Source organism: Anabaena sp. FACHB-1391, assembly GCF_014696755.1.
Taxonomy (GTDB): domain Bacteria; phylum Cyanobacteriota; class Cyanobacteriia; order Cyanobacteriales; family Nostocaceae; genus Dolichospermum; species Dolichospermum planctonicum.
On sequence record NZ_JACJQS010000006.1, the window covers coordinates 1 to 25,259 of the forward strand.

23 protein-coding genes and 1 tRNA gene are annotated in these 25,259 nt (G+C 38.0%); 8 read left to right on the forward strand and 16 right to left on the reverse strand.

From position 1 onward, the window contains the following. On the forward strand, window positions 1–1,362 hold a 1,362-nt coding region (locus H6F62_RS04145; protein ID WP_347238696.1), incomplete at its 5' end, for a type ISP restriction/modification enzyme. Here H6F62_RS04145 and gshB read toward each other — a convergent pair. From gshB to pgeF, 8 genes are all read right to left on the reverse strand, one after another. Continuing rightward, complete coding sequence (gene gshB / locus H6F62_RS04150; protein WP_190371413.1) at window positions 1,344–2,321, reverse strand: glutathione synthase; 978 nt, start codon at window positions 2,319–2,321, stop codon at window positions 1,344–1,346. The two genes, H6F62_RS04145 and gshB, sit on opposite strands and share 19 nt — an antisense overlap. Window positions 2,322–2,470: 149 nt before the next feature. Continuing rightward, window positions 2,471–2,731, reverse strand: a complete 261-nt coding sequence (gene grxC / locus H6F62_RS04155) for a glutaredoxin 3 (RefSeq protein ID WP_190371414.1) — start codon at window positions 2,729–2,731, stop codon at window positions 2,471–2,473. A 113-nt stretch (window positions 2,732–2,844) separates the two neighbouring features. Continuing rightward, window positions 2,845–4,467, reverse strand: coding sequence for a glutamine-hydrolyzing GMP synthase (gene guaA, locus H6F62_RS04160; RefSeq protein ID WP_137908099.1), 1,623 nt, complete (start codon window positions 4,465–4,467; stop codon window positions 2,845–2,847). A gap of 298 nt (window positions 4,468–4,765) precedes the next feature. Next, the gene (gene cbiD / locus H6F62_RS04165) at window positions 4,766–5,881 is read right to left on the reverse strand and encodes a cobalt-precorrin-5B (C(1))-methyltransferase CbiD (RefSeq protein WP_190371415.1); all 1,116 of its coding nucleotides are present in this window, start codon (window positions 5,879–5,881) and stop codon (window positions 4,766–4,768) included. Between the two features lie 35 nt (window positions 5,882–5,916). Further along, window positions 5,917–6,216, reverse strand: a complete 300-nt coding sequence (locus H6F62_RS04170) for a hypothetical protein (protein ID WP_137908098.1) — start codon at window positions 6,214–6,216, stop codon at window positions 5,917–5,919. Window positions 6,217–6,261: 45 nt separating this feature from the next. Continuing rightward, window positions 6,262–6,852 carry a DUF3177 family protein gene (locus H6F62_RS04175; RefSeq protein WP_190371416.1) on the reverse strand — a complete coding sequence of 197 codons (591 nt, stop codon included), beginning with the start codon at window positions 6,850–6,852 and terminating at the stop codon, window positions 6,262–6,264. Window positions 6,853–7,037: 185 nt separating this feature from the next. Further along, window positions 7,038–7,277 carry a Calvin cycle protein CP12 gene (locus tag H6F62_RS04180; protein WP_137908092.1) on the reverse strand — a complete coding sequence of 80 codons (240 nt, stop codon included), beginning with the start codon at window positions 7,275–7,277 and terminating at the stop codon, window positions 7,038–7,040. A 90-nt stretch (window positions 7,278–7,367) separates the two neighbouring features. Next, the gene (gene pgeF / locus H6F62_RS04185) at window positions 7,368–8,168 is read right to left on the reverse strand and encodes a peptidoglycan editing factor PgeF (protein WP_137908091.1); all 801 of its coding nucleotides are present in this window, start codon (window positions 8,166–8,168) and stop codon (window positions 7,368–7,370) included. A gap of 123 nt (window positions 8,169–8,291) precedes the next feature. On the opposite strand from pgeF, the gene H6F62_RS04190 reads away from it, so the two are divergent. Together H6F62_RS04190 and H6F62_RS04195 are read left to right on the forward strand one after the other, a co-directional pair. After that, the gene (locus H6F62_RS04190) at window positions 8,292–9,098 is read left to right on the forward strand and encodes a biotin--[acetyl-CoA-carboxylase] ligase (protein ID WP_137908097.1); all 807 of its coding nucleotides are present in this window, start codon (window positions 8,292–8,294) and stop codon (window positions 9,096–9,098) included. Window positions 9,099–9,184: 86 nt separating this feature from the next. Continuing rightward, entirely contained in the window at window positions 9,185–10,717 is a 1,533-nt protein-coding gene (locus tag H6F62_RS04195) for a M23 family metallopeptidase (RefSeq protein ID WP_137908090.1), read from the forward strand. Window positions 10,718–10,745: 28 nt separating this feature from the next. On the opposite strand, the gene H6F62_RS04200 is transcribed toward H6F62_RS04195, so the two are convergent. Beyond that, window positions 10,746–11,405: a riboflavin synthase gene (locus H6F62_RS04200; protein ID WP_190371417.1), complete on the reverse strand. Its 660-nt coding sequence runs from the start codon at window positions 11,403–11,405 to the stop codon at window positions 10,746–10,748. A 348-nt stretch (window positions 11,406–11,753) separates the two neighbouring features. Here H6F62_RS04200 and H6F62_RS04205 point away from each other — a divergent pair, with 348 nt between their 5' ends. Further along, a complete protein-coding gene (locus tag H6F62_RS04205) occupies window positions 11,754–12,251 on the forward strand; it encodes a bifunctional nuclease family protein (protein WP_028082839.1) in 498 nt (165 codons plus the stop codon). Window positions 12,252–12,389: 138 nt separating this feature from the next. Beyond that, window positions 12,390–13,520: an aldo/keto reductase gene (locus H6F62_RS04210; protein WP_137908088.1), complete on the forward strand. Its 1,131-nt coding sequence runs from the start codon at window positions 12,390–12,392 to the stop codon at window positions 13,518–13,520. Between the two features lie 78 nt (window positions 13,521–13,598). Here H6F62_RS04210 and H6F62_RS04215 read toward each other — a convergent pair whose 3' ends face one another. Further along, on the reverse strand, window positions 13,599–15,491 hold the full coding sequence (locus H6F62_RS04215; RefSeq protein WP_137908087.1) for a cation:proton antiporter: 1,893 nt from the start codon (window positions 15,489–15,491) through the stop codon (window positions 13,599–13,601). A gap of 396 nt (window positions 15,492–15,887) precedes the next feature. Here H6F62_RS04215 and H6F62_RS04220 point away from each other — a divergent pair. Then, window positions 15,888–15,960, forward strand: a tRNA-Glu gene (locus H6F62_RS04220). Between the two features lie 86 nt (window positions 15,961–16,046). Here H6F62_RS04220 and H6F62_RS04225 read toward each other — a convergent pair. The 5 genes from H6F62_RS04225 to H6F62_RS04245 form a co-directional block, all read right to left on the reverse strand. Continuing rightward, a complete protein-coding gene (locus H6F62_RS04225) occupies window positions 16,047–16,598 on the reverse strand; it encodes an SRPBCC family protein (RefSeq protein ID WP_137908086.1) in 552 nt (183 codons plus the stop codon). Between the two features lie 158 nt (window positions 16,599–16,756). Then, the gene (locus tag H6F62_RS04230; protein WP_190371418.1) at window positions 16,757–17,092 is read right to left on the reverse strand and encodes a hypothetical protein; all 336 of its coding nucleotides are present in this window, start codon (window positions 17,090–17,092) and stop codon (window positions 16,757–16,759) included. 246 nt (window positions 17,093–17,338) lie between these two features. Next, on the reverse strand, window positions 17,339–18,190 hold the full coding sequence (locus tag H6F62_RS04235) for a polysaccharide deacetylase family protein (RefSeq protein ID WP_137908084.1): 852 nt from the start codon (window positions 18,188–18,190) through the stop codon (window positions 17,339–17,341). Between the two features lie 262 nt (window positions 18,191–18,452). Then, window positions 18,453–19,658 carry a hybrid sensor histidine kinase/response regulator gene (locus H6F62_RS04240; RefSeq protein WP_137908083.1) on the reverse strand — a complete coding sequence of 402 codons (1,206 nt, stop codon included), beginning with the start codon at window positions 19,656–19,658 and terminating at the stop codon, window positions 18,453–18,455. 207 nt (window positions 19,659–19,865) lie between these two features. Then, entirely contained in the window at window positions 19,866–22,700 is a 2,835-nt protein-coding gene (locus H6F62_RS04245) for an ATP-binding protein (protein WP_190371419.1), read from the reverse strand. Between the two features lie 306 nt (window positions 22,701–23,006). Here H6F62_RS04245 and H6F62_RS04250 point away from each other — a divergent pair, with 306 nt between their 5' ends. Then, entirely contained in the window at window positions 23,007–23,726 is a 720-nt protein-coding gene (locus H6F62_RS04250) for a response regulator (protein ID WP_137908081.1), read from the forward strand. A gap of 104 nt (window positions 23,727–23,830) precedes the next feature. Here the strand turns inward: H6F62_RS04250 and H6F62_RS04255 are convergent, their stop codons facing one another. Beyond that, window positions 23,831–24,217 carry a hypothetical protein gene (locus H6F62_RS04255; protein WP_137908080.1) on the reverse strand — a complete coding sequence of 129 codons (387 nt, stop codon included), beginning with the start codon at window positions 24,215–24,217 and terminating at the stop codon, window positions 23,831–23,833. Window positions 24,218–24,313: 96 nt separating this feature from the next. Between H6F62_RS04255 and hslO the strand changes: the two genes are divergently transcribed. Then, a complete protein-coding gene (gene hslO, locus H6F62_RS04260; RefSeq protein WP_137908079.1) occupies window positions 24,314–25,219 on the forward strand; it encodes an Hsp33 family molecular chaperone HslO in 906 nt (301 codons plus the stop codon). Window positions 25,220–25,259: the final 40 nt, after the last annotated feature.

Consider the following 25,259-nt stretch of genomic DNA (forward strand, 5'->3'; position numbering starts at 1 on the left):
ATTGATCAAAATGTGTTTGATATTCAACAGGGTGTAGCGATTTTAATTGCTGTGCGGGAAAAAGATCAACCTGATTATGGTTCTACTGCTTATAAATCCAGAGATGGTGTTAAAGAAATGGCCAAGGTGTTATATTATGATCTTTGGGGAAAGCGTGAGGATAAATATAATTTTTTAGAATCTGCAAGTTTAGATAATATTGATTGGATAGAAGTAAAACCTACTGAACCTAATTACTTTTTTGCACCGAAAAATCTTGATTATGAAGATGAATATAAAAGAGAGTTAAGTATTACGGATATATTTCCTATTTATGCTGCTGGTGTGAAAACTAGAAGGGATAATGTATGTGTTGACTACGATAGAGAAACTCTAATAAATCGTTTTCGTGATATTTCTATAAATACTAATTTAGAAGAATTAAAACAGAAATACAATATCAAAGATACAGAATATTGGAGTTTAGAAAAAGCTAAGTTAGATATTAAACAAGATGAAATTGAATCAAAACTACTAGTATATGCTTATAGACCATTTGATAATCGTTGGGTTTATTATAATCCTAAGATTATTGAAAGGGGAGATAGTCGTAAAGAATTAATGGGACATTTGCTAAAGGGTAATAATATTGCGTTACTCTCCTGTCGTCAGCAAGTTGAACCTGGTTTTTATCATATATTTTGTTCAGAAATTCTCACAGAACATTGTACTGTATCGTTAAAAAGTAGAGAAGCAACTTATGTTTTTCCTCTTTATATCTACCCAAATACAGAAAATAAACAAACAAATCTTTTTGTAGAAAAAACTCCTAACCTATCCCCAAAATTCTTAGAAGCTATTAAAGAAAAACTTGGTAAAATACCCCCACCAGAACAAATTTTTTACTATGCTTATGCTATTTTTCACAGTCCTACATACCGCACTAGATACGCTGAATTTCTAAAGATAGATTTTCCCCGTCTTCCCTTAACTAGTAATCAAAACCTATTTAACTCCTTAGCTATCAAGGGAGAAGAATTAGTTAATTTACATTTAATGAAATCTCATACACTCAATAATTTAATGACAACTTATCAACAAATAGGAGATAATCAAATTACTGAGGTTACTTATCATTCAGAATTGCAAAGAGTATATGTTAATAAACAGAATTACTTTACCAATATTCCTCAACATATCTGGGAATTTAAAATCGGAGGATATCAAGTATTAGATAAATGGTTAAAAGACAGAAAAAACGCCAAAAGAGAATTATCTACTCAGGAAATTAACCATTATCAAAAAATTGTTATCTCTTTAACAGAAACTTTCCGAATCATGGAGGAAATTGATCAAATTATTCCTCATTTTCCCCTCAAATGAATATTCGCTTCTACCCATTGAATTACTTGATAACCAAGATTAGTACCATTAAGTCGATCAATTTCCCTGACTCCGGTAGGACTTGTCACATTAACTTCCGTAAGGTAGCCACCAATGACATCAATACCAACGAAAATTAACCCATCTTGACGGAGTTTTGCGGCTAAATGAGTGCAAATTTCCTCTTCTCTTGGGGTGATATTAGTTTTTGCGACAGTACCACCAGTTGCCATATTATTACGAAAATCACTACCGCTGGCAATACGATTAAGCGCGCCTATGGCTTGACCATTAAGTAAGATAATCCGTTTATCTCCCTCCTTGGCTTGAGGTAAATAATTTTGTACCATGACGGGAATTTGACCATGAACTGTGCTAAGTTCAACAATAGAATTAAAATTGCGATCGCTTGCTTGTAAAAATAAAATTCCTTCTCCAGCTTTATTTCCCAGTGGTTTGAGAATTGTCGCTGCTTTGGCTACCACAAACTCGCGGATAACCTGTTTATCAGCACTAACAATGGTTTCGGGAACACATTCCCGAAACTGAAGGGCGTACATTTTTTCATTCGCACTACGAATACCAGCAGGGTTATTGATGACTAGAGTTTTATTTTGGTCAATATAATCCAAAATATAAGTAGCATAAAGATAAGCGTCATTTATTGGTGGATCAGTCCGCATAAATACGGCATCCATTTCTTCTAAAGGAATAAAAACCCTAGGGCTTAATTTAAACCAATTATCAACCGCTAACCAACGTCCCTCCACCAACTTTACAGGAACAAGCTCTACTTGTTGGGATACAGCCCAAGCTTTGCCATCAATTACACTTAGTAAATTTGCTTGAGTTATCCATATTTCATGTCCCAAAATTTGCCCTGCTTCCATCAGTGCCACACTGGTATCATGACATGGATCAAGTTTATGTATAGGATCAATAATAAAAGCCAGTTTCACCCTTTATACCTCTGTTATCCATGAATTTTCACATTAAAGAATATTCAAGATCCCCGACTTCTCAAATTCATTTATGTATCTCAGAGCAAGAAAAATGAGAGTAGGAACTTGGGGATCTGATACATAATCTTTTAATCTTAATTAGGTAATTAAGATGCTAACATCTCATCTAATTTACCTTGACGTTCTAAAGCGTGTATATCATCACAACCACCTATGTGATGATCATTAATAAAAATTTGGGGTAGAGAACGTCTACCATTAGCTCGCTGTGCCATTTTTGCTCTTGCGTCCTCATCTCCGTCAATACTATATTCAGTAAAATTAACACCTTTATTGTTCAGTAGACTTTTAGCACGGAGACAAAAAGGGCAAGTTGACCAAGTATAAATTTCTACTTTTGCAGTCATAATATTCTCAACAAAACGTCATAATTCTTAATTTTACTGATCAGGATAGGTAAAAGGCAACTAATAGCTGTTAATTACCAATTACCAATTACCAATTACCTATTACCTATTATCTATTCCCACTCAATAGTTCCTGGTGGTTTAGAAGTGATATCATAAACCACACGATTAACCCCTTTCACTTCATTGACAATGCGGTTAGAAATGGCTTCTAGCACGTCATAAGGAATCCGCGCCCAGTCTGCGGTCATCCCATCCTCGCTGGTAACAATCCGTAAAACAATAGGATGGGCATAGGTACGTTTATCACCCATAACTCCAACGCTGCGAATGGGTAAAAGGACAGCAAAAGCTTGCCAAACCTGATTATACAAGCCGCGTTGGTTAATTTCTTGACGGACGATTAAATCAGCATCTCGCAAAATATTTAAGCGTTCAGCAGTGACCTCCCCTAAAATGCGAATTGCTAAACCCGGTCCGGGAAAAGGTTGACGTTGGACAATTTCTTCTGGTAAACCAATAGAACGACCAACTTTACGAACTTCGTCTTTAAATAGTTTCCGCAGCGGTTCTACCAGTTTAAATCTCAAGTCTTTTGGTAAACCACCCACATTGTGATGACTTTTAATTTTCACTGCTACCCGTTCCCCAGTTTTGGGGTCAACATTGGTATCAGCAGATTCAATCACGTCTGGATAGAGTGTTCCTTGAGCCAAGTAGTCGAAGTGTCCAAGATTCTTGGATGTTTCCTCAAAAACGCTGATAAATTCATGTCCAATACGCCGACGTTTTTCCTCTGGGTCTGTGACTCCAGCGATAGCTGAGATAAATCGCTCACGGGCATTGACATATTCTACAGGAATATGGAATTGTTCTTTAAATAACTTTACTAACCTTTCGGGTTCTAATTTCCGCATAAAACCCTGGTCAATAAATACACAGGTTAACTGTTCACCAATGGCTTTATACAAAAGAAAGGCCAAAGTAGAAGAATCTACCCCACCAGACAATGCTAATAATACCCGTTTATCCCCTACCTTGGTGCGAATTTCCTGAATGGCTTCCTCAACAAAAGCCGCTGTTGTCCAAGTAGGTTCACATTCACAGATATGATAAACAAAATTACGAATTAAAGCTAAACCACCCTGAGAATGGACGACTTCGGGGTGAAACTGTACGCCATAAAGTTTTTTGTCGTGATGAGCGATCGCTGCACAAGGTGTATTGTGGGTATGGGCAAGCAGTTCAAAGCCTGGAGGTAGGCTTGTAACTGAATCTCCATGACTCATCCACATAGTTGTACCCTCTTCGACATTAGTTAATAAGTCTGTAGGATCATCTATATATAGAGATGCTTTACCATATTCACCTCGTTCCGCTTTGGTAACTTCCCCACCCAATTGATTAACCATCAATTGCATACCATAGCACACTCCCAGAACTGGTATTCCCAACTTCCAAATTTCTGAGTCACAATGGGGAGCAAAGTCACTATATACAGAACTAGGGCCACCAGAAAGAATAATACCTTTGGGGTTAAGTTGACGTAACTGTTCCGCTGTGGTGCGGTAGGAAAGAACTTCGGAATATACTTGAGTTTCGCGGATACGACGCGCAATTAACTCAGAATATTGAGAACCAAAGTCTAAAATTACAATTATTTGCTGTTTCAGGTTCCCCAAATTTTGTTGTGTTTGAGGTACTTCAACCGTTGGTAGAGTCACCGCTGTATTCATGGTAGCCAAGGTGTGTCGTTAAGGATAGAAAGTCACAGTCTGTGATTTTGATGATTTTTGTGATTAATAGTCATAACTGTTAAATTAATCATCGAAATCAAATTCAAATTTCAAATTTAGTATTAAAAAAAATATTTATTTGAGTTATTTATACCAATTTAAGACCAAGCAGCCAGATTAGACTAGTAGATTTCAATTATCATTAACCGCAAAGACGGATAAGTTAATTGATAAATTTGATAATTCTGGAGTGACTATTTGCCTACTTTAAATTGGTATGATGATAATTCTTATTAATTTAGCACAATTTTTCCAGTAAGATACAACCAGTTTTGCTTTTTACAAAAATTTGGCGATCGCGGTCAAACAGGACGCAACCGCAAGCTATACTAGTTTTACCTTGTTCATTGTGGCTATTGATATATACTTGGCTACGGGTGTCAATTGCTTCAGCAATTGCACTATAGACTAGATTTACCCAATTACTACCAGTATTAATATCAAGGTTTTTCAGGTGTTTTAGTGCTGCTTCGGCTGTAGGACTGTGAAAAATGGTTTGAATATCGGTCGCATTTAAACCGAGCATAGCACAATGGCTGGTTAAAATTTCCCGACGACCATCAGCCAAATGATGATGGGTGTGAAAAATTCCCCCCGCTAGTTTCATCAATTTACCATGATAACCAAATAATAAAATTTCTTTGACACCTAAGACATCAGCAGCTACTAACATTGGTCCCAACCAATTGGCGGTTTTTATCAACTGTGCGGGATTTATACCGATTTTCTGGGCTAAATCTAGCCCATTTTCCCCAATACAAAATACCAAAGTTGTAAATTTACTAGCCCTTTCCTCTAGATTAGCACGAAAAGCCGCTAATTGATCCGGTGTGCTTAAAGGTTGAGAAATACCCGTTGTTCCCAGTAAAGATAGTCCCTCTACTACACCAAAAGCTGAGTTAGAAGTACGGATGGCCAGCGATCGCCCTTCTGGTAAAATAATAGTAACTTTGATTTTTTCCGTCTCTGTTAATAATTTACGTAAATTTTCCTGAAATAACCGTTGAGCGTAAGTATAAATTGCGGCTTTACCATCATCATTGAGTTTTTTCCCAATACCTTCTCCACCCTGAATAATTACTGATTCTCCATCTCCTTCGTACCATTCTACCACGGACCAAATTGGTGTATTTTTAGTTAAATCCAGATTATCACCAGGATCACTGCGAGTCATAGCCAGGGCTTGATTTTCTGATATTCCTGCTACTTGGTCAATGGGTATTTCTCCCATTTTAGCAGGTTCAAGCAAGTCTATGGAGACAGAATTTATATTTTTACGATAACGTAGCCAATGTAAAGCCGCAACAGCAGCAGCACAAGCGAAAACTGGTAAAGTGTATCCAGAACGGGACATAGTGACAATTGAAAATTCAAAAAACCCTGACTAATCTAAACACCAACTTCCGACAATAAAACCTGCATATTTTCCCAGGAAATATCCTTTTCCAGATAACGGGGTGACTCAGGATGATAGGGACTTGCTATTCTATCAATAGTGATAATTTTAGCAGCTTCAGATAACACAGGAACATCAGGATCAAAAGCAGTTGAACGCATTAAAGAACTAGAAAAGCCTTTAAAAACAGCAATTGTATCAGTTTCACCGTCAACTTCCACATTGATAATAAGCACCTCTTGTGGTCTTTTAACTGTGTATTGTTCCAGTCTTTTACTAATAGGACTATTCATAATTTTAACATGAGTGACCTTTGAGCGACTTGCCATGAGACACAATTAATGTGTAGTCGAACGTCCATATTTACTGAGTTTGAACGCGACAAAATAACTTAAATACACTATGTAAAATCCCAAAGTAACTATACCGATAAAACCGAGAAAAGCAGGTGTACTCTTATGGTGGAAATAGTCTTTAAAGACTAATGGTGCTTCCAACCAAACACTACAGTAAGGAGTTTTCAGCGTATTAGCCGAAAAAGCGCAACGTAAAAAAGGTAAAAGGGCTAACGCTCCTAAACTACAATAAACCGTTGTTGCCCAACGCCAAGAGGTAAAAATCAGTTTTAATGCACCTTGGGGATGATACTCAATTTCATCATTGATATCCACCCAAAACCATAGTGCCATAGGGACGAGAATCCGTGCCATTAAAGCAGATATAAAACCAACTCCCAAGCCACCAATCATTAAATAGATAGTAATGGCTAATAGACTAGCTACACGCCAGTAAATCATTAATAAGCGTTGCATGGCTTCAGATTTTTGCACAAATGCCCAAATTAGGAGAATTATGGGAATAATCAGCACAAATAATAATTCTAGCCAATAGTCCATCCAAACATAGGGGCGAAACCATACTTCTGTCATAGAGTCAATAGAAAACTAGAAAAATTTGTAACTGGATATTTGATAGCGTAGCTTGTCTTGAGCCATGAAAGAAAAAAAGTCAGTTTTGGTATTCTGTTCAAAAGTGAAAAACGGGGGGTTTATTCCCCGTCTGGTGCAAAATTCCCGTAAATTGTCACTTAGTGAAAAAAGTACAACTGCTGGTTTTAGTCTTCATAAAGACGGCACTCATCTGCGTCTGGATTAGCATCGCAATACTTTTCTAGAGAGTTTTTAGGCTTGTCTTGGCTCTGGTGAGATGCTGCGGCTTGAAGTTCTTCTACTGCGTCCCAAGCAGCAGCACACGCAGCGGAATTACTACCGGAAATGTCGCATACAGCCCGAGCTTCTTCAACTTCTTCTTGGATTTTTGCTTGGATATCGCTATTGGTTTGGGTATTAGTCATGATTGTGTCCCGTTATGTTTTGTTTATACCAATATAGAACAACTTTGGAAATGGCAAGTTTTCTTTCTATGAATAACCATTCTTACACTTTTAGTGATAATTCGGTTGGGTAATATCATCTAAACTGACAATTCCTGACCATTGCACCTTTTTCTGCTGTTCTCGACGATAGGAAAAGAAATGTTCTGGAGTTTGGAAAGTACAATAGGGTGCGATGGCAATTTGTTCTAAACTAACTCCCAACTGTTCCAACTGTAAAGCATTTACCTGACGCACATCTAAACGCACTTTTCCCGGTTCTGTATCACTGAGTAAAGGTGAATTTGGTAAATCACGCAAAGCAGCAATAATTTTTTCTGGTTCGTTGTGTGGTATAACGCTACTGCCAATTTCTGCGGCTACTTCCACCGCCACTTGATAAACTTCACCCGCAATAGCCGGACCCATTGCCACACGCAAATCTGCTAAATTACTGCCGTGGGCTTGCATTCTATGAATAGCTGCCGGGACAATTTTCGCCGCAGTACCGCGCCAACCAGCGTGTAAAGCCGCTACTTGTCCAGTTTTGACATCTCCAATCAAAACAGGTGTACAGTCAGCAGAGGCCACCCAGACAGCTTGTAAAGGTTGATGACTAATTAAACCATCTGCTAAAGCCAAATCATCATCACTGATGTTAACATAATGATCAACTTCCTGGGGAGTCAAAACAGTATTGCCATGTACCTGTTTTAAGCGATAAACTAAGGCCTCTGGTTGTAGTGCCTCAGTTAGCTCATGAGGTAGACGTGGCCAAAACCGTTGGGTAAAGAAACCATGAGGCCAGGGTTTTAGAAGATTACAAGTTAGGTAGGGTAGACCTTCCCAATTGTGCCAATGCCAAGTGTGCATCTTTAACCAAACCTCAACAGAAAATTAACAACTTTCAATCAATTCAATGTTAACTTGAACAACGGCCAAAACAGATTTGCCAAAAAGCCAAAAAAATCTTCAAGTCAATTATGGGGCAATGCAGTGGAATTTAATCGGCAACTTTTGGTAGATAGCTTAAAAGCAGAATATAAGCATCAAGACTTACCATTCTCCCTACATATTTTTAATACATTATCCTCCACAAATCAAACCCTGTGGCAACTCATTCACCAAGGAGAAAAACCAGGCTGTATAGTTATTGCTACTCAACAAACCGCAGGGAGAGGCCAATGGGGTCGTCAATGGCAGTCTCCTGCTGGCGGTCTATATCTTTCGATGGCAATAGATCCTAAACTAGAAGCTACCAATAGTTATCAACTTACCTTGGCCAGCGCTTGGGGCATTACAGCACAATTACGAAAATGTGGTTTACCAGTGGGCATAAAATGGCCGAATGATTTAGTATTAAATAGTCGCAAATTAGGCGGCATTTTGACGGAAACCAAAGTTAATCAAGGACAAATCACTCAAGCCGTTATTGGTGTTGGTATTAACTGGGAAAATCAGGTTCCGTCCACAGGAATTAATCTGAAATTATGGCAAAATTCCCAGAATTATCAGATGATAGATCACCTAGAAATGCTAACTTCAAAGGTTTTACTAGGAATTAAGTCCGGTATAGAGTGTTTACAAGCAGAAGGAATAAGTATACTCTTATCTAACTATCTTGATGTCCTCACAAATATGGGTGATCAGGTTTATGTCAATAATCTTTTAGGTACAGTAGTTGGTGTAACTCAAGAGGGTAATCTCCGGTTAAAAATGACAACTGATGATCCAAAAGCACCAATAACACCCGAAATTTGCTGCCAACCAGGTACAATTAGTTTGGGTTATCGTCAAGCTTAGGTTTCATCTGGTAGGATAGTACACATCCATCCAACATTTAATGACATCATTTTCTTAGGTTTATTACACACAAAAAAAGAGAACAAATGACGCAGCATCATAAATCTGCCCATAAAAATTTTTACTTAAGTGGGATGAGTAAAGGTTTTGCTTCTAAACTACCGGGACGAGGCCTTTGTCTACTAACTAGCTTTAGTCTTATCGGTAGCGGTTTTGTGGCTGCAAGTGAAAGTTCATCAATATACAACATTGTCCCAACTATTGAGAATTCCCAACCAAAAGCAGCAGCCAAATCAGCTCAGCCAGAAACTATTGTGTCACCAACAGCACAACCAAAAACAGATTTTTCTGAACGCCAAGCTAGGCTAAAAAAAAGGCTAAGTAGTAAAAGTGGATATAGAGCTATACAAGCTATTAGAGATGCAAAATCCAGAGGTGAAAATGCTCAACAGTCGGAAGCTGACTCCCTAGCCAAAACACTCCCGGAAGTCTCCCGAACAACCAAAATCTCTGAGGAGACTACCATAGATACAGGGAGTAACGCAAAGGATTACAACAACAATTATATTGATCCCACTGAGTACAAAAATCCCGACACAGGTAACTATCAATCCCCAAGTTCTGTAGTAGTGACAGAACGTTCTAGAGGTTGTCGAACAATTTTAGGCGCAGGTGCTTGTGCTAAAACTACCCAAAATCGCCCCGTGGCTAAGTTTCAAGGATCATCACCGACTTGGCTGAAAAAAAGTGCAACTGCTAAATTACCGACCGTTTTCCCCGCCAAAAAATCAGCCTGGACACCTATAACTGGAAATAACAATCAGCAAAAGAATATTGCTGAAAATGTTACTAATAGTGACAGTAAAATTAGTCGGACTCGACATAATTGGCGGTCAAGGGCAATTGAAAACAGAACTGATACCCGCAATTATACAAGTCATACAAAAGCAGCCTATCATCGCCGTCGCTTTCTCCCTCATCCTGGGGAATTTAGCACTACAATTGTGAGCGCTAATCCTATCGCTCCCCCGGTGGGTAGTTTACCAGCACCAGTGATGGAGGGCAATGTTGCTCCTCGTGCCAGTATGGTGTCTTATAAGTTCTCCCTGGCATCAGTCTTACCAGAAGTTCCTTATACTAATACCATTGCCTATCGTGGTGGTAGTGGTTCGGGAATGATCTTCCCTCTAGCTATCGCTGCCCCAATTACTTCTTTGTTTGGCTGGCGAGTTCATCCTATCACAGGTGATAGTCGCTTTCACACTGGCACAGACTTGGGGGCACCCACGGGAACACCAATTTTAGCAGCAGCTAAAGGTCAAGTCGAGACTGCTAACTGGGTTAGTGGTTACGGTTTAGCTGTGATCATTAATCATGCTTCGGCTCAACAAACTCTCTACGGTCATATGTCAGAAATCTTTGTTCAACCCGGCCAATGGGTAGAACCAGGAACTGTCCTTGGCTTAGTTGGTAACACGGGTAATTCTACTGGTTCTCACTTGCACTTTGAAGTCCGTCACCTCACCCAAAATGGATGGGTGGCTGTTGACCCAGGTGTACAGTTAGAGGGTGGAATCAGTCAATTGATACAATCTCAGCGGATAGCCCAAGCTCGTTAATTAAGGTAGGGGGAATTGCCAATTCCCTCTACAAATACCCATTTTCTGCTAAAAATGCAGTTGTAATATCCCCTTTTTGATGGTGATTATTTCCAGGAGTGAGGAACTTTTCTACGTATTTACCCAAGATGTCTGCTTCTAAATTTACCCAACTCCCTGGGACTAAATGACTCAGATTGGTTTCGGCATAAGTCAGCGGTATGACTGCGACTGTAAATTGAGATAACTCTGATTTATATTCAGCGACCGTTAGGCTGATACCATTAACAGCAATACTACCTTTAGGAACAATATAACGAGCGATCGCATCGGGAGCAACAAAGGTCATTTCCCAGGAACTAGCAGTTTGTTTAGATGTTATTAACTGACCAATTCCATCTACATGACCCATGACAAAATGACCACCGACTTTACCACCTACTCGCAGCGATGTTTCTAAGTTAACATATCTTTGCTGAGTTTCTTCTTGACCTAATGTTGTGCGCCCGAGGGTTTCTGGTGAAGCGGTGGCAATAAATCCATCTTTTAATATTTCTTCAACCGTCAGACAGACTCCATCTACAGCTATACTATCACCATAAGCCAAGTCCTGAACGATTGTCTGTGGCTGACTAAGATAACTAATCTGCCACAAATCTCCCCCACGGGGTTTTATCGTTCCTAAACCTTGAATTAATCCTGTAAACACAGCTTTTGCGAAAATAATTTTATTTATTGCCTAATTTTGGCGGAAATCAACTCATAATTATCGGAAAAAATTTACAGCCCGTAGGTTTAATTTATTTCCCGATTTTGCTAAATGAATATTAACATATTAACATCACTCCCAGGGCTTACTTGAATTTAAAGGTTAAAGAAGGATAAAATATGAAGGATAAATAAATTAGTTGTTAATATGGTATGAAATAGGTTTATTTATACCTCATTGCTAGGAGACCACAACAACAGTCAACGAACCATTAATTTTTAATTTTCAGAAGAGTGTATTGTCTGCTACATAGTTCCAAGCGATTAAAGAATTTTAGAGGCTGAACCAATGATAGAAATGAAAGTCGCTGGTATAGCATTAGATGCCATCACCCGCAGCCCGATTGTACTCCTGAAAGATGGTTCAGATCGTCGCGCTTTGCCCATTTACATCGGTCAAGAACAAGCGAGAGCAATTATGGGGGCTATGGAAAATCAAAAGCCTCCTAGACCTTTAACCCATGACCTGATGGTAAATATGCTGGAGGCGTGGAATATGACCTTAGATAGAGTCATTATTCATACTCTGCAAAAGGATACCTTTTATGCTGCGTTAATTCTTCAGCAAGGGGATGTCAAAAAAGAAATTGATGCTCGTCCCAGTGATGCGATCGCTATTGCCCTACGTACAAATACCCCTATTTGGGTGATGGAAGAAGTAGTCGCTGATGCTTCTATCCCCGTAGATCGTGATGCTGATGAAGCTGAACAGGAGGCCTTCCGCGAATTTATTTCTAATCTCCGTCCCGAGGACTTAATTAAGCGGTTTGGCAATGGAGAAAGCTAGTACCGCAGGAAAGTATTGAGTAATAATTACTGAGTTGTCAAAGCTGAGAATTGAGAAAACACAAAAAAAATTATTTTATTATTTCTCTATTCTTTCCTCAACTCAGCCATCATTTACTTAACTGGATAAATTGGATTCATGCAATATCGTCGTTTTGGTAAAACTAATTTACATCTTTCTGTTTTTTCTTTGGGAACAATGCGCTATTTAACTGATAGCGAAAATGTCCAGCAAACCATTGAAAAAGCCTTATCTTTAGGAATTAATCATCTAGAAACAGCTAGAGGTTATGGTGAGTGCGAAGCATATCTGGCTAAAGCTATTAAGGCTGGTTTATCAATACCTCGTCATCAACTTTATATTACTACCAAAATTCCGCCTACAGCGGATGCTGATACCATGCGTCAGTATATTGATGAATCTTTAAAACGGTTAAATTTAGATTATTTAGATTGTCTAGGAATTCATGGATTAAATACTTGGCAACATTTAGAATGGGTACAATCAAAAAACGGCTGTATGCTGGCTGTACAAGAGGCTATAAATGATGGCAGAGTTAGACATATTGGTTTTTCTACCCACGGTGGATTAGATCTAATTTTAGCAGCTATAAATACAGATTTTTTTGAATTTGTCAATCTGCATTATTACTATTTTTTCCAACGTAATACCGCCGCAATTCAATTAGCAATAGAGAAAGATATGGGGGTTTTTATTATTTCTCCCGCTGATAAAGGGGGAAAATTATATAGTCCACCCCAAAGATTAAAAGAACTTTGTCATCCATTCACACCCTTAGATTTTAATTATCGTTTTCTGCTAAATGATAAACGCATTACTACCTTGAGTATAGGACCAGCAAAACCGGAAGAGTTAGTAATATCTCCAGAAATTTTTGCTCATAAAAATGAATTAACAAAAGCGGAAATTGATATTTTAGAAAGATTAGAAACTCAGCAAAATAATGTTTTATTAACTGATAAATGTAGTCAATGTTATGCTTGTTTACCTTGTCCCGAAAATATTCATATTCCCGAAGTTTTAAGATTAAGAAATTTAGCCGTAGCCTACAATATGACAGATTATGGACAATATCGTTATGGAATGTTTGAAAAAGCCGGTCATTGGTTTCCAGGAATGAAAGCCAACCGTTGTACAGAATGTGGTGATTGTTTACCCAAATGTCCAGAAAATTTAGATATTCCTACCTTATTAAAAGATACCCATGAAAGATTACAAGGGAAAGCAGGAAGAAGATTATGGGAGTAAAAAAATCAAATGTAGAGATGTTACCAGCAACATCTCTACAAATATTAAAGATAATGGATATTTAAATTACGGAAATCTTTAAACATTAGTATTTTTGCTCCTGATTTCTTCGACTTCTGCTAATGTTTCCACCGTTAAAGGTGTAGATTGACTCGCACCAGAGAGCAGTTTTAAAAGATTAGGACGGGAATCATATAATAGATAGATAATGCGATCGCCAATTTCCCATTCTTGGGTAGCTGACATTACCTGTAAACGTTCTTCCCGTTCTAGCAAAAGAGGTATTAAAATCCCATCCTGAATTTTTTCTTGTATATGTTCTTGTTGAGATGCAAATTCTGCCACATTTAATGTAGTTGCACCTAACTTAACCTGTCCATTACTTAAATATTCATTCCAAGTTTTTATTGGTAAATCAGAAACAAAAGCCTGATCAACTTTACTATTAACCAAAGGAGAACCTTGAGGGTGACGGGGAAAAGCAGCTAAAACACAGGGGGGATTAAATTCCTCAGCTGCCCGTTGTGCTAAAACAAAATTTACCTCACCATTACTTGTAATTGCCAAAAAAGTACCCATTGAACCAATTCCGGCCTCTTCGAGTATTTCCCCGTCCAAAGCACTACTAGCAATTACCCTAAGATTTTGGGCTTCAGCTTGGGCTAAACGTTCTGGATCAGTATCAATCATCACGACACTTTCTCCCCGTTCTTGAAAAAAGCGAGCAATTAATAAACCCAAAGGATTACAGCCGACAATTACCGCCCCAGTTGCGTCTTGAGAAGTAATTCTTAACAATTTAACCAACCAGCCAGCGGTTAAACCTTGACAAAAAACTGTCATAATAATTGTTAAAAACACTAAAGCCTTAATTGAGTCACCACCATTAATGCCGCGTTGGGTGAGTAAAATCGCAAATAAAGAAGCCACAGAAGCGGAAACTATGCCTCTGGGTGCAACCCAACTTAAAAATAGTTTTTGTCGCCAATTTAAGTCACTGTTCCAAGTACAAAGAATGATATTAATGGGACGGACGACAAACATTAACACCAAAACAGTCAATAAACTCCCCCAACCCAAAGCCAAGACACTGGCAATAGATAAATCAGCCGCTAGGAGGATGAATAAAACAGAAACACTGAGAATGGTAAGTTGATTTTTAAAACTTCGCAATAAACGTTCTTCGGGAACTGAAGAGTTAGCAAATACCGCACCAGCCACCACTGTAGTCATAATTCCCGACTCGCTGCGGATGATTTGCGCTAGGGTGAATAATACCCATAACATTGCCAGTACAACCAGATTTTTCAGTTCAAAGGAGATGAAATTGGCCCGTTTGAAGATCCAACTCATTAAGTAGCCACCAATACCACCTATACCCGCACCTACACCGAAACGTAAGAGGAGACCAATAATGGCATTAATCGGGTCTGTATCACCGTTTAAAATCGTATCTAGGACTACATAAGCCAGAATAGCACCCACGGGATCAATGATAATCCCTTCTCCTTCTAACAGCGTTGCTACTTGTCTATCTACATTAATTTGTTGAATTAATGGACCAATGACAGTTGGACCAGTAACAACAACAATAGACGCATAGAGAAAAGCTATATTCCAAGGAAATTCACCCAACCAGTGAGCGGCCAGACTACCCCCCAACAGAGTGATCATTGTTCCCAGTGTCACAAGTAACTGTAAACTAACGGAAACCTTGCCCAACTCTTGCCGATCTAATTTCAGTCCTCCCTCAAACAAAATGATTGCCGTTGCTAGGGAAACAATCACTTCTAATCCTGCCCCTAGTAAGTGCGGTTGCAATAGTCCCAAACCGTCTTTACCCAAAAGAATGCCTAATAGCAGTAGTAAGACAATGCTGGGTAGCTTGAAATATGCAGCCATTACCTGGGCGCTAATGCCCGCAAAAACAGTGATCACCATCTGGATGGTGATTTCAAAAGGTGCTTCCATGTTGTAGATTTTGAGCCATAGATTTCAAATCAAAATCCTGTGTACAGAATCATATAGCAAGGAAACTGGTAAACAAGAGTATCTGGAGACCTTCATAGGCGGCGTTGCCCAAACCAAGCATGAATTTAGGTGTAGAGACGTTCCATGGAACTTCTCTACAAGAGTTTGGATATCATCAAAAATCATTTTCACACATCAAATCAGCAACGCCCATAGGAAAACAGTACCCACCAAAGTTATCTCACTAAGATTTTAGTAGATTTTATCCAACCGTCAGCAGTTTATTTCCCCTGCTCGCGCCTCTAACCCTTTCCCAGACTGCTCAAAAAAATTTTTTCCCAACCTATTGACATCCTCAAAAAAATCCGCTATATTGTTTAAAGTGATGAGAAACAAGCCCCCATCGTCTAGAGGCCTAGGACACCTCCCTTTCACGGAGGTAACAGGGATTCGAATTCCCTTGGGGGTACTAAGGAAGGGATAGAAAAGTTTTTTCTATCCTTTTATTCTTTCTAATTTCTTATTTTTTTGTAGTTCCTATAACCAAATAATTAGTTAGAGTATGGTTTCTAGAGAGCGCTGACGAATTGCTAAGAGGTTGGCTTGCAGGTCTTGACTGAGACGGCGTTCAATAATTGAGATTGGCATAGTCAGTTTAGGCCAAACTTGGATGGTGTAGCAAAGAGTAGTACCTTGTTGTTCACTGAGAAAACAAGGCTCTAAGCACCAAAAACCCGAAAAACCCTTAAAATCTCCTTCTACCATATTGAATTGGATTAATTTAGGAAATGATTCCTCTAAATCCAAAACCACACGGGCACAGAATTTAAAATTAAGTAAACTCGCTCTACCAATTTGTTCCAGTCGAATGCCTCCATTGGGATGTTCAAGAAGAGTGCTTTTGGCTAGATTGGGAATAAAATCAGGTAATGATTCATAGTCCGTGAGAATTTGCCAAACTTTTTCTACTGGTTGGGGAATTTGGATTATCGCGCTAATTTGGCGCTGTCTGTCTGATAATTTATCAACCTGAATAGCTACTTCATTGGTATCTAAGTTTTCTTCAGGAGAAATATTGTTACTGAGTGTAGAAGAATCAGTTACCATTGTTTTTTATTCTATTTACCTATAAATAACCCATAAAGCTGATATTTTGCATCCGAGTTAATACTAAAACCCATAGTGAAATGTTTAAAATCAAGTTGAAAGTGGTATTTTACCCAATTACAAGGGTATAAATGGGTAAAATTAACTAAAATTCCCAACTAGCCAGATAAACTTTCCAAGCTCAGAGGAAGCATATCACCATTTCTGGTTAATCCTAACAACATTGACTGTTGTGGTTCAATTAATTTACCTGTGAGGACACAACGTTGTTCTTGTTCCGCTATAGCACAAATACTGGCACGAATATCAGATTTAGAAAAACGCGGTTTCCACTCACCAGATTTTTGCTGGATATAATTCCACAGGATATCTCGAATTAGAGACTGATATCCTTGATTACCAGCCATATCTTTAAGTTTATCCTTTAGTACCCGTTCTAGACGAATACTAGTAACTTCCATATCAGTTGTTGAAATGCGTGTAATGGTTTGCATGATTTTTTCTCCTTACAGATATATACAGAGTAGTAATACAAGTGTAGTATCTTTAAAAAAATGTTCAATATAGCAAAATAGATTTCATATTTGAGGGGAGAGAACCGTTTTAAACCCTTCAACAACTGTGACAGTGAACTTACTGGGGAAATTGTGGTTAAGTCTTTGTGTTTATTGATAAGCTAACATTTGCAAAAAATATTTAGATAGATATACAAGCAAATCTAGAATAATAGAAGAGGATATTTATGGCTGCATTTTCAAGAGTTCAGGAACTGTGACAAATCGGTATCCTTGCTGTTTAAGCCCGCTAATAATTTCTGGTAAGGCTTTCACTGTTCTCTCCCGATTTCCTCCACCATCGTGCATTAACACAATTGCGCCAGGTTTTGCTCCTTTAAGAACATTTTTCACAAAGGCTTGAGGTTTAGCGCGAGGATCGGTGTCTGCTGAGGTGACAGACCAGAGGACAACGGAGTTTTTTTGATTTTTGGCATAAGCAGCTAATCCGTTGTTTAAATAGCCTCCTGGAGGGCGGAAAAAAGATGTTTTAACGCCTGTTGTCTTGTAAATTAGGTCATTTGTGCGTTCAATTTCACTTTTTGCTGTAGCTGCATCCATATTTCGATACCAATGATGCCAAGTGTGATTACCGATAGCGTGGCCTTCAGCTACAACTCGTTTAGCAATTTCGGGGTTAGCTTGTAAAGCATTTCCTACCCAAAAAAATGTAACTTTGACATTATTTTGTTTGCAGATATCCAGCATTTCTAAGGTTGTTTTTGGCCAAGGACCATCATCAATAGTTAACGCAATTACTTTCTCTTTATTACTGGGTTCGACTTGATAAACTGTCTTCCCCTGATATTTGCTGGGGACGGTAAAATTTAGATTTTCAATTTTAGTTGATAGTTGTGATTTTCCTGGAAATTCATGTTCAGGAATAGCAACTTTTAATGGTTTGTCATTTGTTTTTAACTGGTTGGGACTTTGGACGTTAGTACAAGCAGCTAAAGATAATAATATTGTGGCCATACCAATGATTTTGAGTTTTTGATTGTGGCTGTCTGTGGGGGTATAATTGTTAATTGGGGACATAAATTTTGTTGAGAATTTTGTTGAGAATTTTGTTGAGAATTTTATAAGAATCCTGTGCCTGAGCTAGTTATGATTCTAAATTTATCTTTTCTTGACCATTGTAGATTAAACTAATATAAACTTTAGATGATGATCTGATTAATAGAATCCTGGATGCTTTGCATATCAATCAGTGTAAATAGTATTTATGTGTTCAAATTTACCGATTTCAGTATCACAACAGTGAAAGTATGAGCAACAAAACTGCTAATTGATCAAATTTTCAGCCCTTTAAAAAAGGAAGAATCACTGTAAATACTGTTCCCTTTCCTAATTCACTATAGAAGGTAATTTCCCCCTGGTGCAAATCCACGCATTTTTTGACTATGGACAAACCTAAACCTGTACCAGGAAGTGTCCCGACGTTAGATCCGCGCTGAAAATACTCAAATAAATGAACTTGGTCCGCTTCAGGAATACCAATACCATGATCACTAATTTTAAAGATAAGTTGGTCATCTTTCTTAGACAAACTAAAGTTAACTAAATTGTGATTAGGAGAATACTTAATAGCATTAGTCAGGAGGTTGGTTATAATTTGCCGCAACAGTTTTTTGTCTACTTGAACAATCTGATAATTGCTGAAAATTTCATCACCTAAATCTATATAAAAATCAATTCCATGGGAGGTAAAACTAGCTTCTATTTGCTCCTTGAGATGACGACAGAACTTAATGATATCTAATGGTTCTAGGTTTACTTCTATTTTTTCAGCTTCAGCTTGGTTAATCATGAGGACATCATCAAGGATTTGGATGATATGCCTGATTGTATTTTGGATTGTTTCTAGATGTTCCTGTTTTCTTTTTTCACTGAGGCGATCGCTAAAATTTTGTAAAATACCCGATGATGAAGAAATAATCGCTAAAGGAGTGCGAAACTCGTGGGATGCCATGGTAATGAACCGGGATTTTAATTGATTTACTTCCTTTTCTTTTTCTAGAGCCTGACTTAATTCTGCTGTCCGTTCAGCAACGCGATTTTCTAGCTCACTTTTCAGTTCTATGAGTTGTTGATTCTGGATTTCTAAAGTTTTAGTTAATTCTCGTAACTGCAAATGTCCACGCACACGAGCAAGTAATTCTTGTTTTTGAAATGGCTTAGTTATATAGTCCACGGCACCTAAATTTAACCCTTTAATTTTATCAACAGTATCAGCCAGAGCAGTCATAAAAATTATAGGTATAGACTTGGTCAAGGGATCGGCTTTCAATTGCTGACAAACCTCAAATCCATTAATATCAGGCAACATAATATCCAATAGGATTAAATCAGGAATACTCAAACGGGCTTGTTTCATGACATTTAACCCCTCTGCTTCGATTCGCACTTTGTACCCTTCTTGATTCAAAGCATGATCAAGAATTTCTAAATTGGTGGGATTGTCATCAACTACTAAAATTATGGACTGCTTAGTTAAAGTTTTCAAAATCTTTTCCTTATGATTTATAAATTATGAATGAAAATAGCGATTCTCGTAACGGTTAACTGATTTTTAACTTTGAGTTTCATAGTGCTGAATTGTTTATAAACTTGTTCATGGGTTAGGTATTTCATCTTGAGTTTAAATACGACTAACCCCAGTATACTACGTTATTTTGAGATTAAATCCCAAGACTCTCTTTTCTAGAGTACACTATTTAGGTAAAGATGTTTTTTGTTTACTGATATTTTGCAGAAATTCACGGATCTTAACAATTTTATATCCTCGCAGCATCAAAGTCATTTTATCTATAAAGGGACGGTAAATTTCACCGCTTTGCTCCAGACGGTTTAGCTCATGATTTATTTCCCGAATTTGTCCTTTCATAGCATATTCTAGCAATATGGTTAAATCCGAGGCTGGTGGCACAACCATTTCTGTATCAGTAACTTCCATGGATGTTTTAGTGTCATTTGTCATGGATTCTGCATAAATCCAGTTCAGATGAAGTTGTTGGGCTAATATCCAATAAAGTTCTTCTGTTTTCACTGGTTTAGGTAAAAAACCCTGTCCACCGATAAGCAAGCTTTTTTGACGGTCTGCATCAAATACACTAGCAGAAGAAATAATCACGATTGTGTTTCTCAACTCGGCTAATTCACGTATTTGAGTCAGCATTTCCCACCCGTCCATAATCGGCATTTTTAGGTCAGAAATTATCAGATCAGGAGGATTTTCTATAGCCTTTTGTAAAGCTTCTTCACCATTGTTAGCTTCTATAACTATAAAACCCAAGGGAGCAAGTAAACTAACGATTACAGAGCGATTTTCCCAACGATCATCAACTACTAAAATTTGTCTACGCTGGCCAGAATATCCCACAATTTGGCCTAAATTAGTCATAGTATTAGCTTTAGCCCAGTTATCAGCCAAAGAACACTGGATCTCAAATTCAAATAAAGTGCCAATTCCCAATTCACTTTTAACTTCCAAGTGACTACCCATCATTTCTACAAAACTTTTACTAATTGCTAAACCTAAACCAGTTCCTTCTGTTTTTTGTTTAGATGTTCCCGTCTGTTCAAAAGGCATAAAAATTCTTGTTAATTCCTCGCTGTTCATGCCAATTCCAGTATCTTCAACCTGAAACTTGATTTTCACAGAAGAGGATGTCAATGTTTTTATATCATTATCACTAATAATAGCTCTAAAAATAACTTGTCCTCTATTTGTAAACTTGATGGCATTATTCAAGAGATTTAGCAAAATTTGTCTAACCCGCTTTTCATCTAGAATAACTCCTGATGGCATATTTTCTGCTAATTCGTAAATAAAATCTAGGCTTTTTTCCTCTGCTTTAATTCTGGCAATTTCCGCTACTCCTTGTAATAAAGATGGTAAATAACAAGGTACAGGATCAAGTTCCATTTTCCGGGCTTCAATTTTGGCAATATCAAGGATATCGTTAATCAGGGTGAGTAAGTGAGTACCACATTGATAAATCACAGCAATTCCCCGCTGTTGCTCCTGAGTAAGTTGTGTCCGGCTCAAAATCTGGGCATAGCCTAAAATACCATTTAGGGGTGTACGCAATTCGTGACTCATGTTAGCAAGAAACTCGCTTTTGGCTTGATTTGCTATTTCAGCTTTTTCTTTAGCAATGAATAATTCTGCGGTTCTTTGCTCAACTCGCTCTTCCAAAGTTATTAGAGATGATTGTAACTGAATAGCCATTCTCTTGAAGGAATTGGACAGATTTACCAATTCTTTAATACATTTAACTTCCATTAAAGCAAGATCTGATTCTCTCCAAAATGGTTGACAGTTGGCTAGTTCTAGAGCTTGAGTGGCTCTATTTAACTGTAGAATGGATTTATTTACACATCTAGTGGTGAGAAAACCCATCCCCGTGCTAATCAGTAGAGTTAGACCACACAATACAATGGTCAAATCAATATTGTTCTTAATTTCTTTAAGAAAATCGGTTTCAGGAATCACAACAACTGTTAGCCAATCTAAATTTCTATCAACCGACGCTGGTATAACTTCGACAAAATGCCGTTGCCCATTTTTGGAGACAAAGATCAGGTTTTGTTTTGTTGTTATTCGCTCAATTCCCTGGAAATGTGCTAATAGGTTTTGAGTTGTTTCCCGAGTTAGATCGTTACGACTGTTCAGTGTATTTAATCTGTATTTACTCAAATTATCTGGTTTAGAAAAATTGAAAGAGGTTGATAAACCTAAAAGAAAAGGATCTTCACCAGTGGAACTAGCAACTAATAACCCGCTCCGTTCTAAAATAAAAGCTTGACCTGTCTTACCTATTTTCAATTTTCGCAGGAAATCCTCTAGTTGAGATAGAGGAACAGAGGTACTAACAACTCCCTGAAAAGTATTATTCTGATCAAAGAATGCTAATAAATAGCCAATAATTAAAGTTGGTTCATTGTGGTTATTTCTTGAAACAATAAAGTGCCAAATTCCCTCTCCTGCTGCATTTTTCGCTGTTTGATACCAATGACTTGATCGAGTATCTTCCGAGGGTTCGGTTTGAGAATTAATGATATTTTTAGACTGATTGTAATTCCCTAGATTGTCAGTGAAGTAGGTATTCCATTTATAATTAGTTGACTGATCTCTGAGAATAATCATCCCAGATCCATCTTTTTGTTTAGCTACTGCCAAAAATCTGTTTTTCTCTGTAGCAATGGCAACATCATTTATGTGATCAATTATTTGTAACTGCCGCCAAAAATAGTTTTTTACTGTGGCTAAATCCTGATAATTCATAATACCTAATTTGATCAGAGCCACATTATTTTCGCTAGTTTGTATTAGGTGTTCCAAATAATCATCTAGACTTTGATCAATGTGGTCAGAAATTTCTGTGATCAATTCTTTAGCCATATTCTCTACTACCTTTTCCCCAGTATAGTATGAAAGATAACCAACTAACCCCACAGCCCCGACAATTTGCAAGACAAAGGGAACAATTAAGACTAATCTCAGGGGTATTTCTTTTAATATATTCGCGCTATAGCTTTTCATTATTTAAGTAAATGTGGTCAATACCTGATTTGGGTGCGTCCATGGAACTATACCAGAGTCTATTATACACCAATACTGTTAAGGTAAGGATACAAAGTAAAGATAATTTAATTTTGGCGGCTCTAACTGAACAGTATTGTGGTATGAGGGAAAAAATTTTCGGAGTAGCAAAATTCGTTATTAAATCATTATTTAAAAGTTGAGTATGTACAATTTGCTGTATAATGGCCGGCATTAAGTGAATAAAATCACAAAAAAATTGTCGGAAATATACATAGATAATTCCCTAGAGGTCAACTTTGAGTCATGAGCTTAATTTTAGTAATCGAAGATGAAACTCAAATTCTCTCAAATCTGCAAGAAATTTTAGAATTGGCAGATTTCAACGTTATTACCGCTGTAGACGGAACAACCGGGCTACAATTGGCGAAAAATAAAAATCCTGATTTAATCATCTGTGACATTATGATACCAGGAATCAATGGCTATGAGGTTTTACAAAAACTGCGACAAGAACCCAAGTGTGCTGATATCCCCCTGATTTTTCTCACTGCTAGAGCCAACCGCAGTGATTTACGTCAAGGTATGTGTCTAGGTGCTGATGATTACATTACTAAACCTTTTGAGCCTTTGGAAATATTACAAGCAGTAAAAGCTAGATTGCAAAAACGTTTAATCCCTGGTCAAGCCTATCTAAAAGAAGCTCGGAAGTCAGCAAGACTGCAAAAGGAAATCAAAACCAATCAGCTTGAGTTGCAAAACTCCAACGAACTGGCACAGGTTCGAGAAAGCCTATTAAGAAAAGTTTCTATAGACTTATCCAATCCTGTTTCTAACATTAACATGGCCATTTGTATGCTCAAAGAGGCCAAAACAGAAAAGCAGCGCGAGCGCTACTTGTCAATTTTACAACAAGAATGTAGACGGGAAATCGAGATATTAAATGAGATTGATAGCCTGCGGGAATTATTAAGTGCTGAAAACACAAAATTGCTCCGAGATTATAAATTACTGGAGATTAATTAATATTAACAAGTAATTTGCTGTTCAGAGGATGTTTGAAAAGTCAAAAAGTTTACAGAAAATCCCCATTTTCTTGTAGGGAATAGGGGATATTTTTTTATCTGCGGTTAATTTCTTATCCCTGATAAAAACTGACGCAAGCTAAATAAACTGAGGCTTTGACCTAAATTGAGAGGTAACATAGATACACCTTCTAAGCGTGACTGTACCCAACCTTCACCCCAGTACCATTCGTGAAAGCCATCAATGGCTCCACTGAGTAGTAATCGCAAACAATTGGGTTTTACCACATCTACTCGATGATGAATGGATACAGGTCCTGTCCAAGTAGTAAATTCAAAGCCCGGTGGCAATTCTGTGGGCATTTCCGGGGGGAAATTTTGTCCTAAGAGCCATTTTTTCAATTGTACTGGATGAAGAATACTATCATGAATGGCATCAGCTGATGCTGGAATTTCGATGCGGATTTGGCTTTGTTGAAATGTACCTAGCATGGTAATGGGTAATGGGTAATGGGTAATGGGTTAATCAACGGCTTCTACTGTTTAAGCTAAAATACAAAAGTCACCAAAAGAATTGTAAGGTTTTTCATGGCAGATCAATTAATTCGTGGGACTGCGGCGAATGGGGGGATTAAAGCAGTAGGTGTGATTACCACCCGGTTAACGGAAGAAGCAAGGGTTCGCCATAAATTGTCCTATGTGGCGACAGCAGCACTAGGAAGAACAATGGCGGCTGGTTTGTTAATGGCTTCAAGCATGAAACGACAAGGCTCTAGGGTAAATGTTCGCGTTAAAGGAGATGGTCCTTTAGGTGGTATATTAGCAGATGCAGGTTTAGATGGAACTGTTAGGGGTTATGTCGGTAATCCATCTGCGGAATTGCCTCTCAATCACAAAGGTAAACTGGATGTTGGTTCTGCTGTGGGTGGGGGCTATCTTTATGTAGTCCGAGATGTTGGTTATGGCTATCCTTACTCTAGTACAGTGGAACTGGTTTCCGGGGAAATAGGTGAGGATGTAGCCCATTATCTCCTAAATTCGGAACAAACTCCTTCGGCGTTAGTTTTGGGTGTATTTGTGGGACAACAGGGGGTAACAGCAGCCGGGGGAATACTGCTACAAGTGTTACCTAAGGCGGCTAAAGATGAAGAACTGGTAGCGACTTTAGAATCAAGAGTTTCCGCTTTATCCGGTTTTACACCACTACTACAAGCGGGGAAAACATTGACGGAAATCTTGCATGATTTGTTAGGAGATATGGGATTGAACATATTTCCCGAAAGTCAAATGCTACGCTTTCATTGTGGTTGCTCTTTTGAGCGGGTGCTAGGGGCGCTGAAAATATTGGGAGAGGCTGAACTTGAGGACATGATTGTTAAAGATAATGGTGCGGAGGCAATTTGTGACTTTTGTGGTAATGTTTATCAGGCAACTAGTGATGATTTAACTCAGCTAATTCTAGATTTACAAAAAGAATCTTTAATTTCTGGTTAATGTAATTAGTCATACTCAAACCAAATAATAGTAATGTTAT

What these genes read in the sequence shown, in the direction of transcription:
- grxC (WP_190371414.1), bottom strand. Translation starts at nt 2,731, where the DNA reads ATGACTGCAAAAGTAGAAATTTATACTTGGTCAACTTGCCCTTTTTGT.
- guaA (WP_137908099.1), bottom strand. Translation starts at nt 4,467, where the DNA reads ATGAATACAGCGGTGACTCTACCAACGGTTGAAGTACCTCAAACACAA.
- cbiD (WP_190371415.1), bottom strand. Translation starts at nt 5,881, where the DNA reads ATGTCCCGTTCTGGATACACTTTACCAGTTTTCGCTTGTGCTGCTGCT.
- H6F62_RS04170 (WP_137908098.1), bottom strand. Translation starts at nt 6,216, where the DNA reads ATGAATAGTCCTATTAGTAAAAGACTGGAACAATACACAGTTAAAAGA.
- H6F62_RS04175 (WP_190371416.1), bottom strand. Translation starts at nt 6,852, where the DNA reads ATGACAGAAGTATGGTTTCGCCCCTATGTTTGGATGGACTATTGGCTA.
- H6F62_RS04180 (WP_137908092.1), bottom strand. Translation starts at nt 7,277, where the DNA reads ATGACTAATACCCAAACCAATAGCGATATCCAAGCAAAAATCCAAGAA.
- pgeF (WP_137908091.1), bottom strand. Translation starts at nt 8,168, where the DNA reads ATGCACACTTGGCATTGGCACAATTGGGAAGGTCTACCCTACCTAACT.
- H6F62_RS04195 (WP_137908090.1), top strand. Translation starts at nt 9,185, where the DNA reads ATGACGCAGCATCATAAATCTGCCCATAAAAATTTTTACTTAAGTGGG.
- H6F62_RS04205 (WP_028082839.1), top strand. Translation starts at nt 11,754, where the DNA reads ATGATAGAAATGAAAGTCGCTGGTATAGCATTAGATGCCATCACCCGC.
- H6F62_RS04210 (WP_137908088.1), top strand. Translation starts at nt 12,390, where the DNA reads ATGCAATATCGTCGTTTTGGTAAAACTAATTTACATCTTTCTGTTTTT.
- H6F62_RS04215 (WP_137908087.1), bottom strand. Translation starts at nt 15,491, where the DNA reads ATGGAAGCACCTTTTGAAATCACCATCCAGATGGTGATCACTGTTTTT.
- H6F62_RS04225 (WP_137908086.1), bottom strand. Translation starts at nt 16,598, where the DNA reads ATGGTAACTGATTCTTCTACACTCAGTAACAATATTTCTCCTGAAGAA.
- H6F62_RS04230 (WP_190371418.1), bottom strand. Translation starts at nt 17,092, where the DNA reads ATGCAAACCATTACACGCATTTCAACAACTGATATGGAAGTTACTAGT.
- H6F62_RS04235 (WP_137908084.1), bottom strand. Translation starts at nt 18,190, where the DNA reads ATGTCCCCAATTAACAATTATACCCCCACAGACAGCCACAATCAAAAA.
- H6F62_RS04245 (WP_190371419.1), bottom strand. Translation starts at nt 22,700, where the DNA reads ATGAAAAGCTATAGCGCGAATATATTAAAAGAAATACCCCTGAGATTA.
- H6F62_RS04250 (WP_137908081.1), top strand. Translation starts at nt 23,007, where the DNA reads ATGAGCTTAATTTTAGTAATCGAAGATGAAACTCAAATTCTCTCAAAT.
- H6F62_RS04255 (WP_137908080.1), bottom strand. Translation starts at nt 24,217, where the DNA reads ATGCTAGGTACATTTCAACAAAGCCAAATCCGCATCGAAATTCCAGCA.
- hslO (WP_137908079.1), top strand. Translation starts at nt 24,314, where the DNA reads ATGGCAGATCAATTAATTCGTGGGACTGCGGCGAATGGGGGGATTAAA.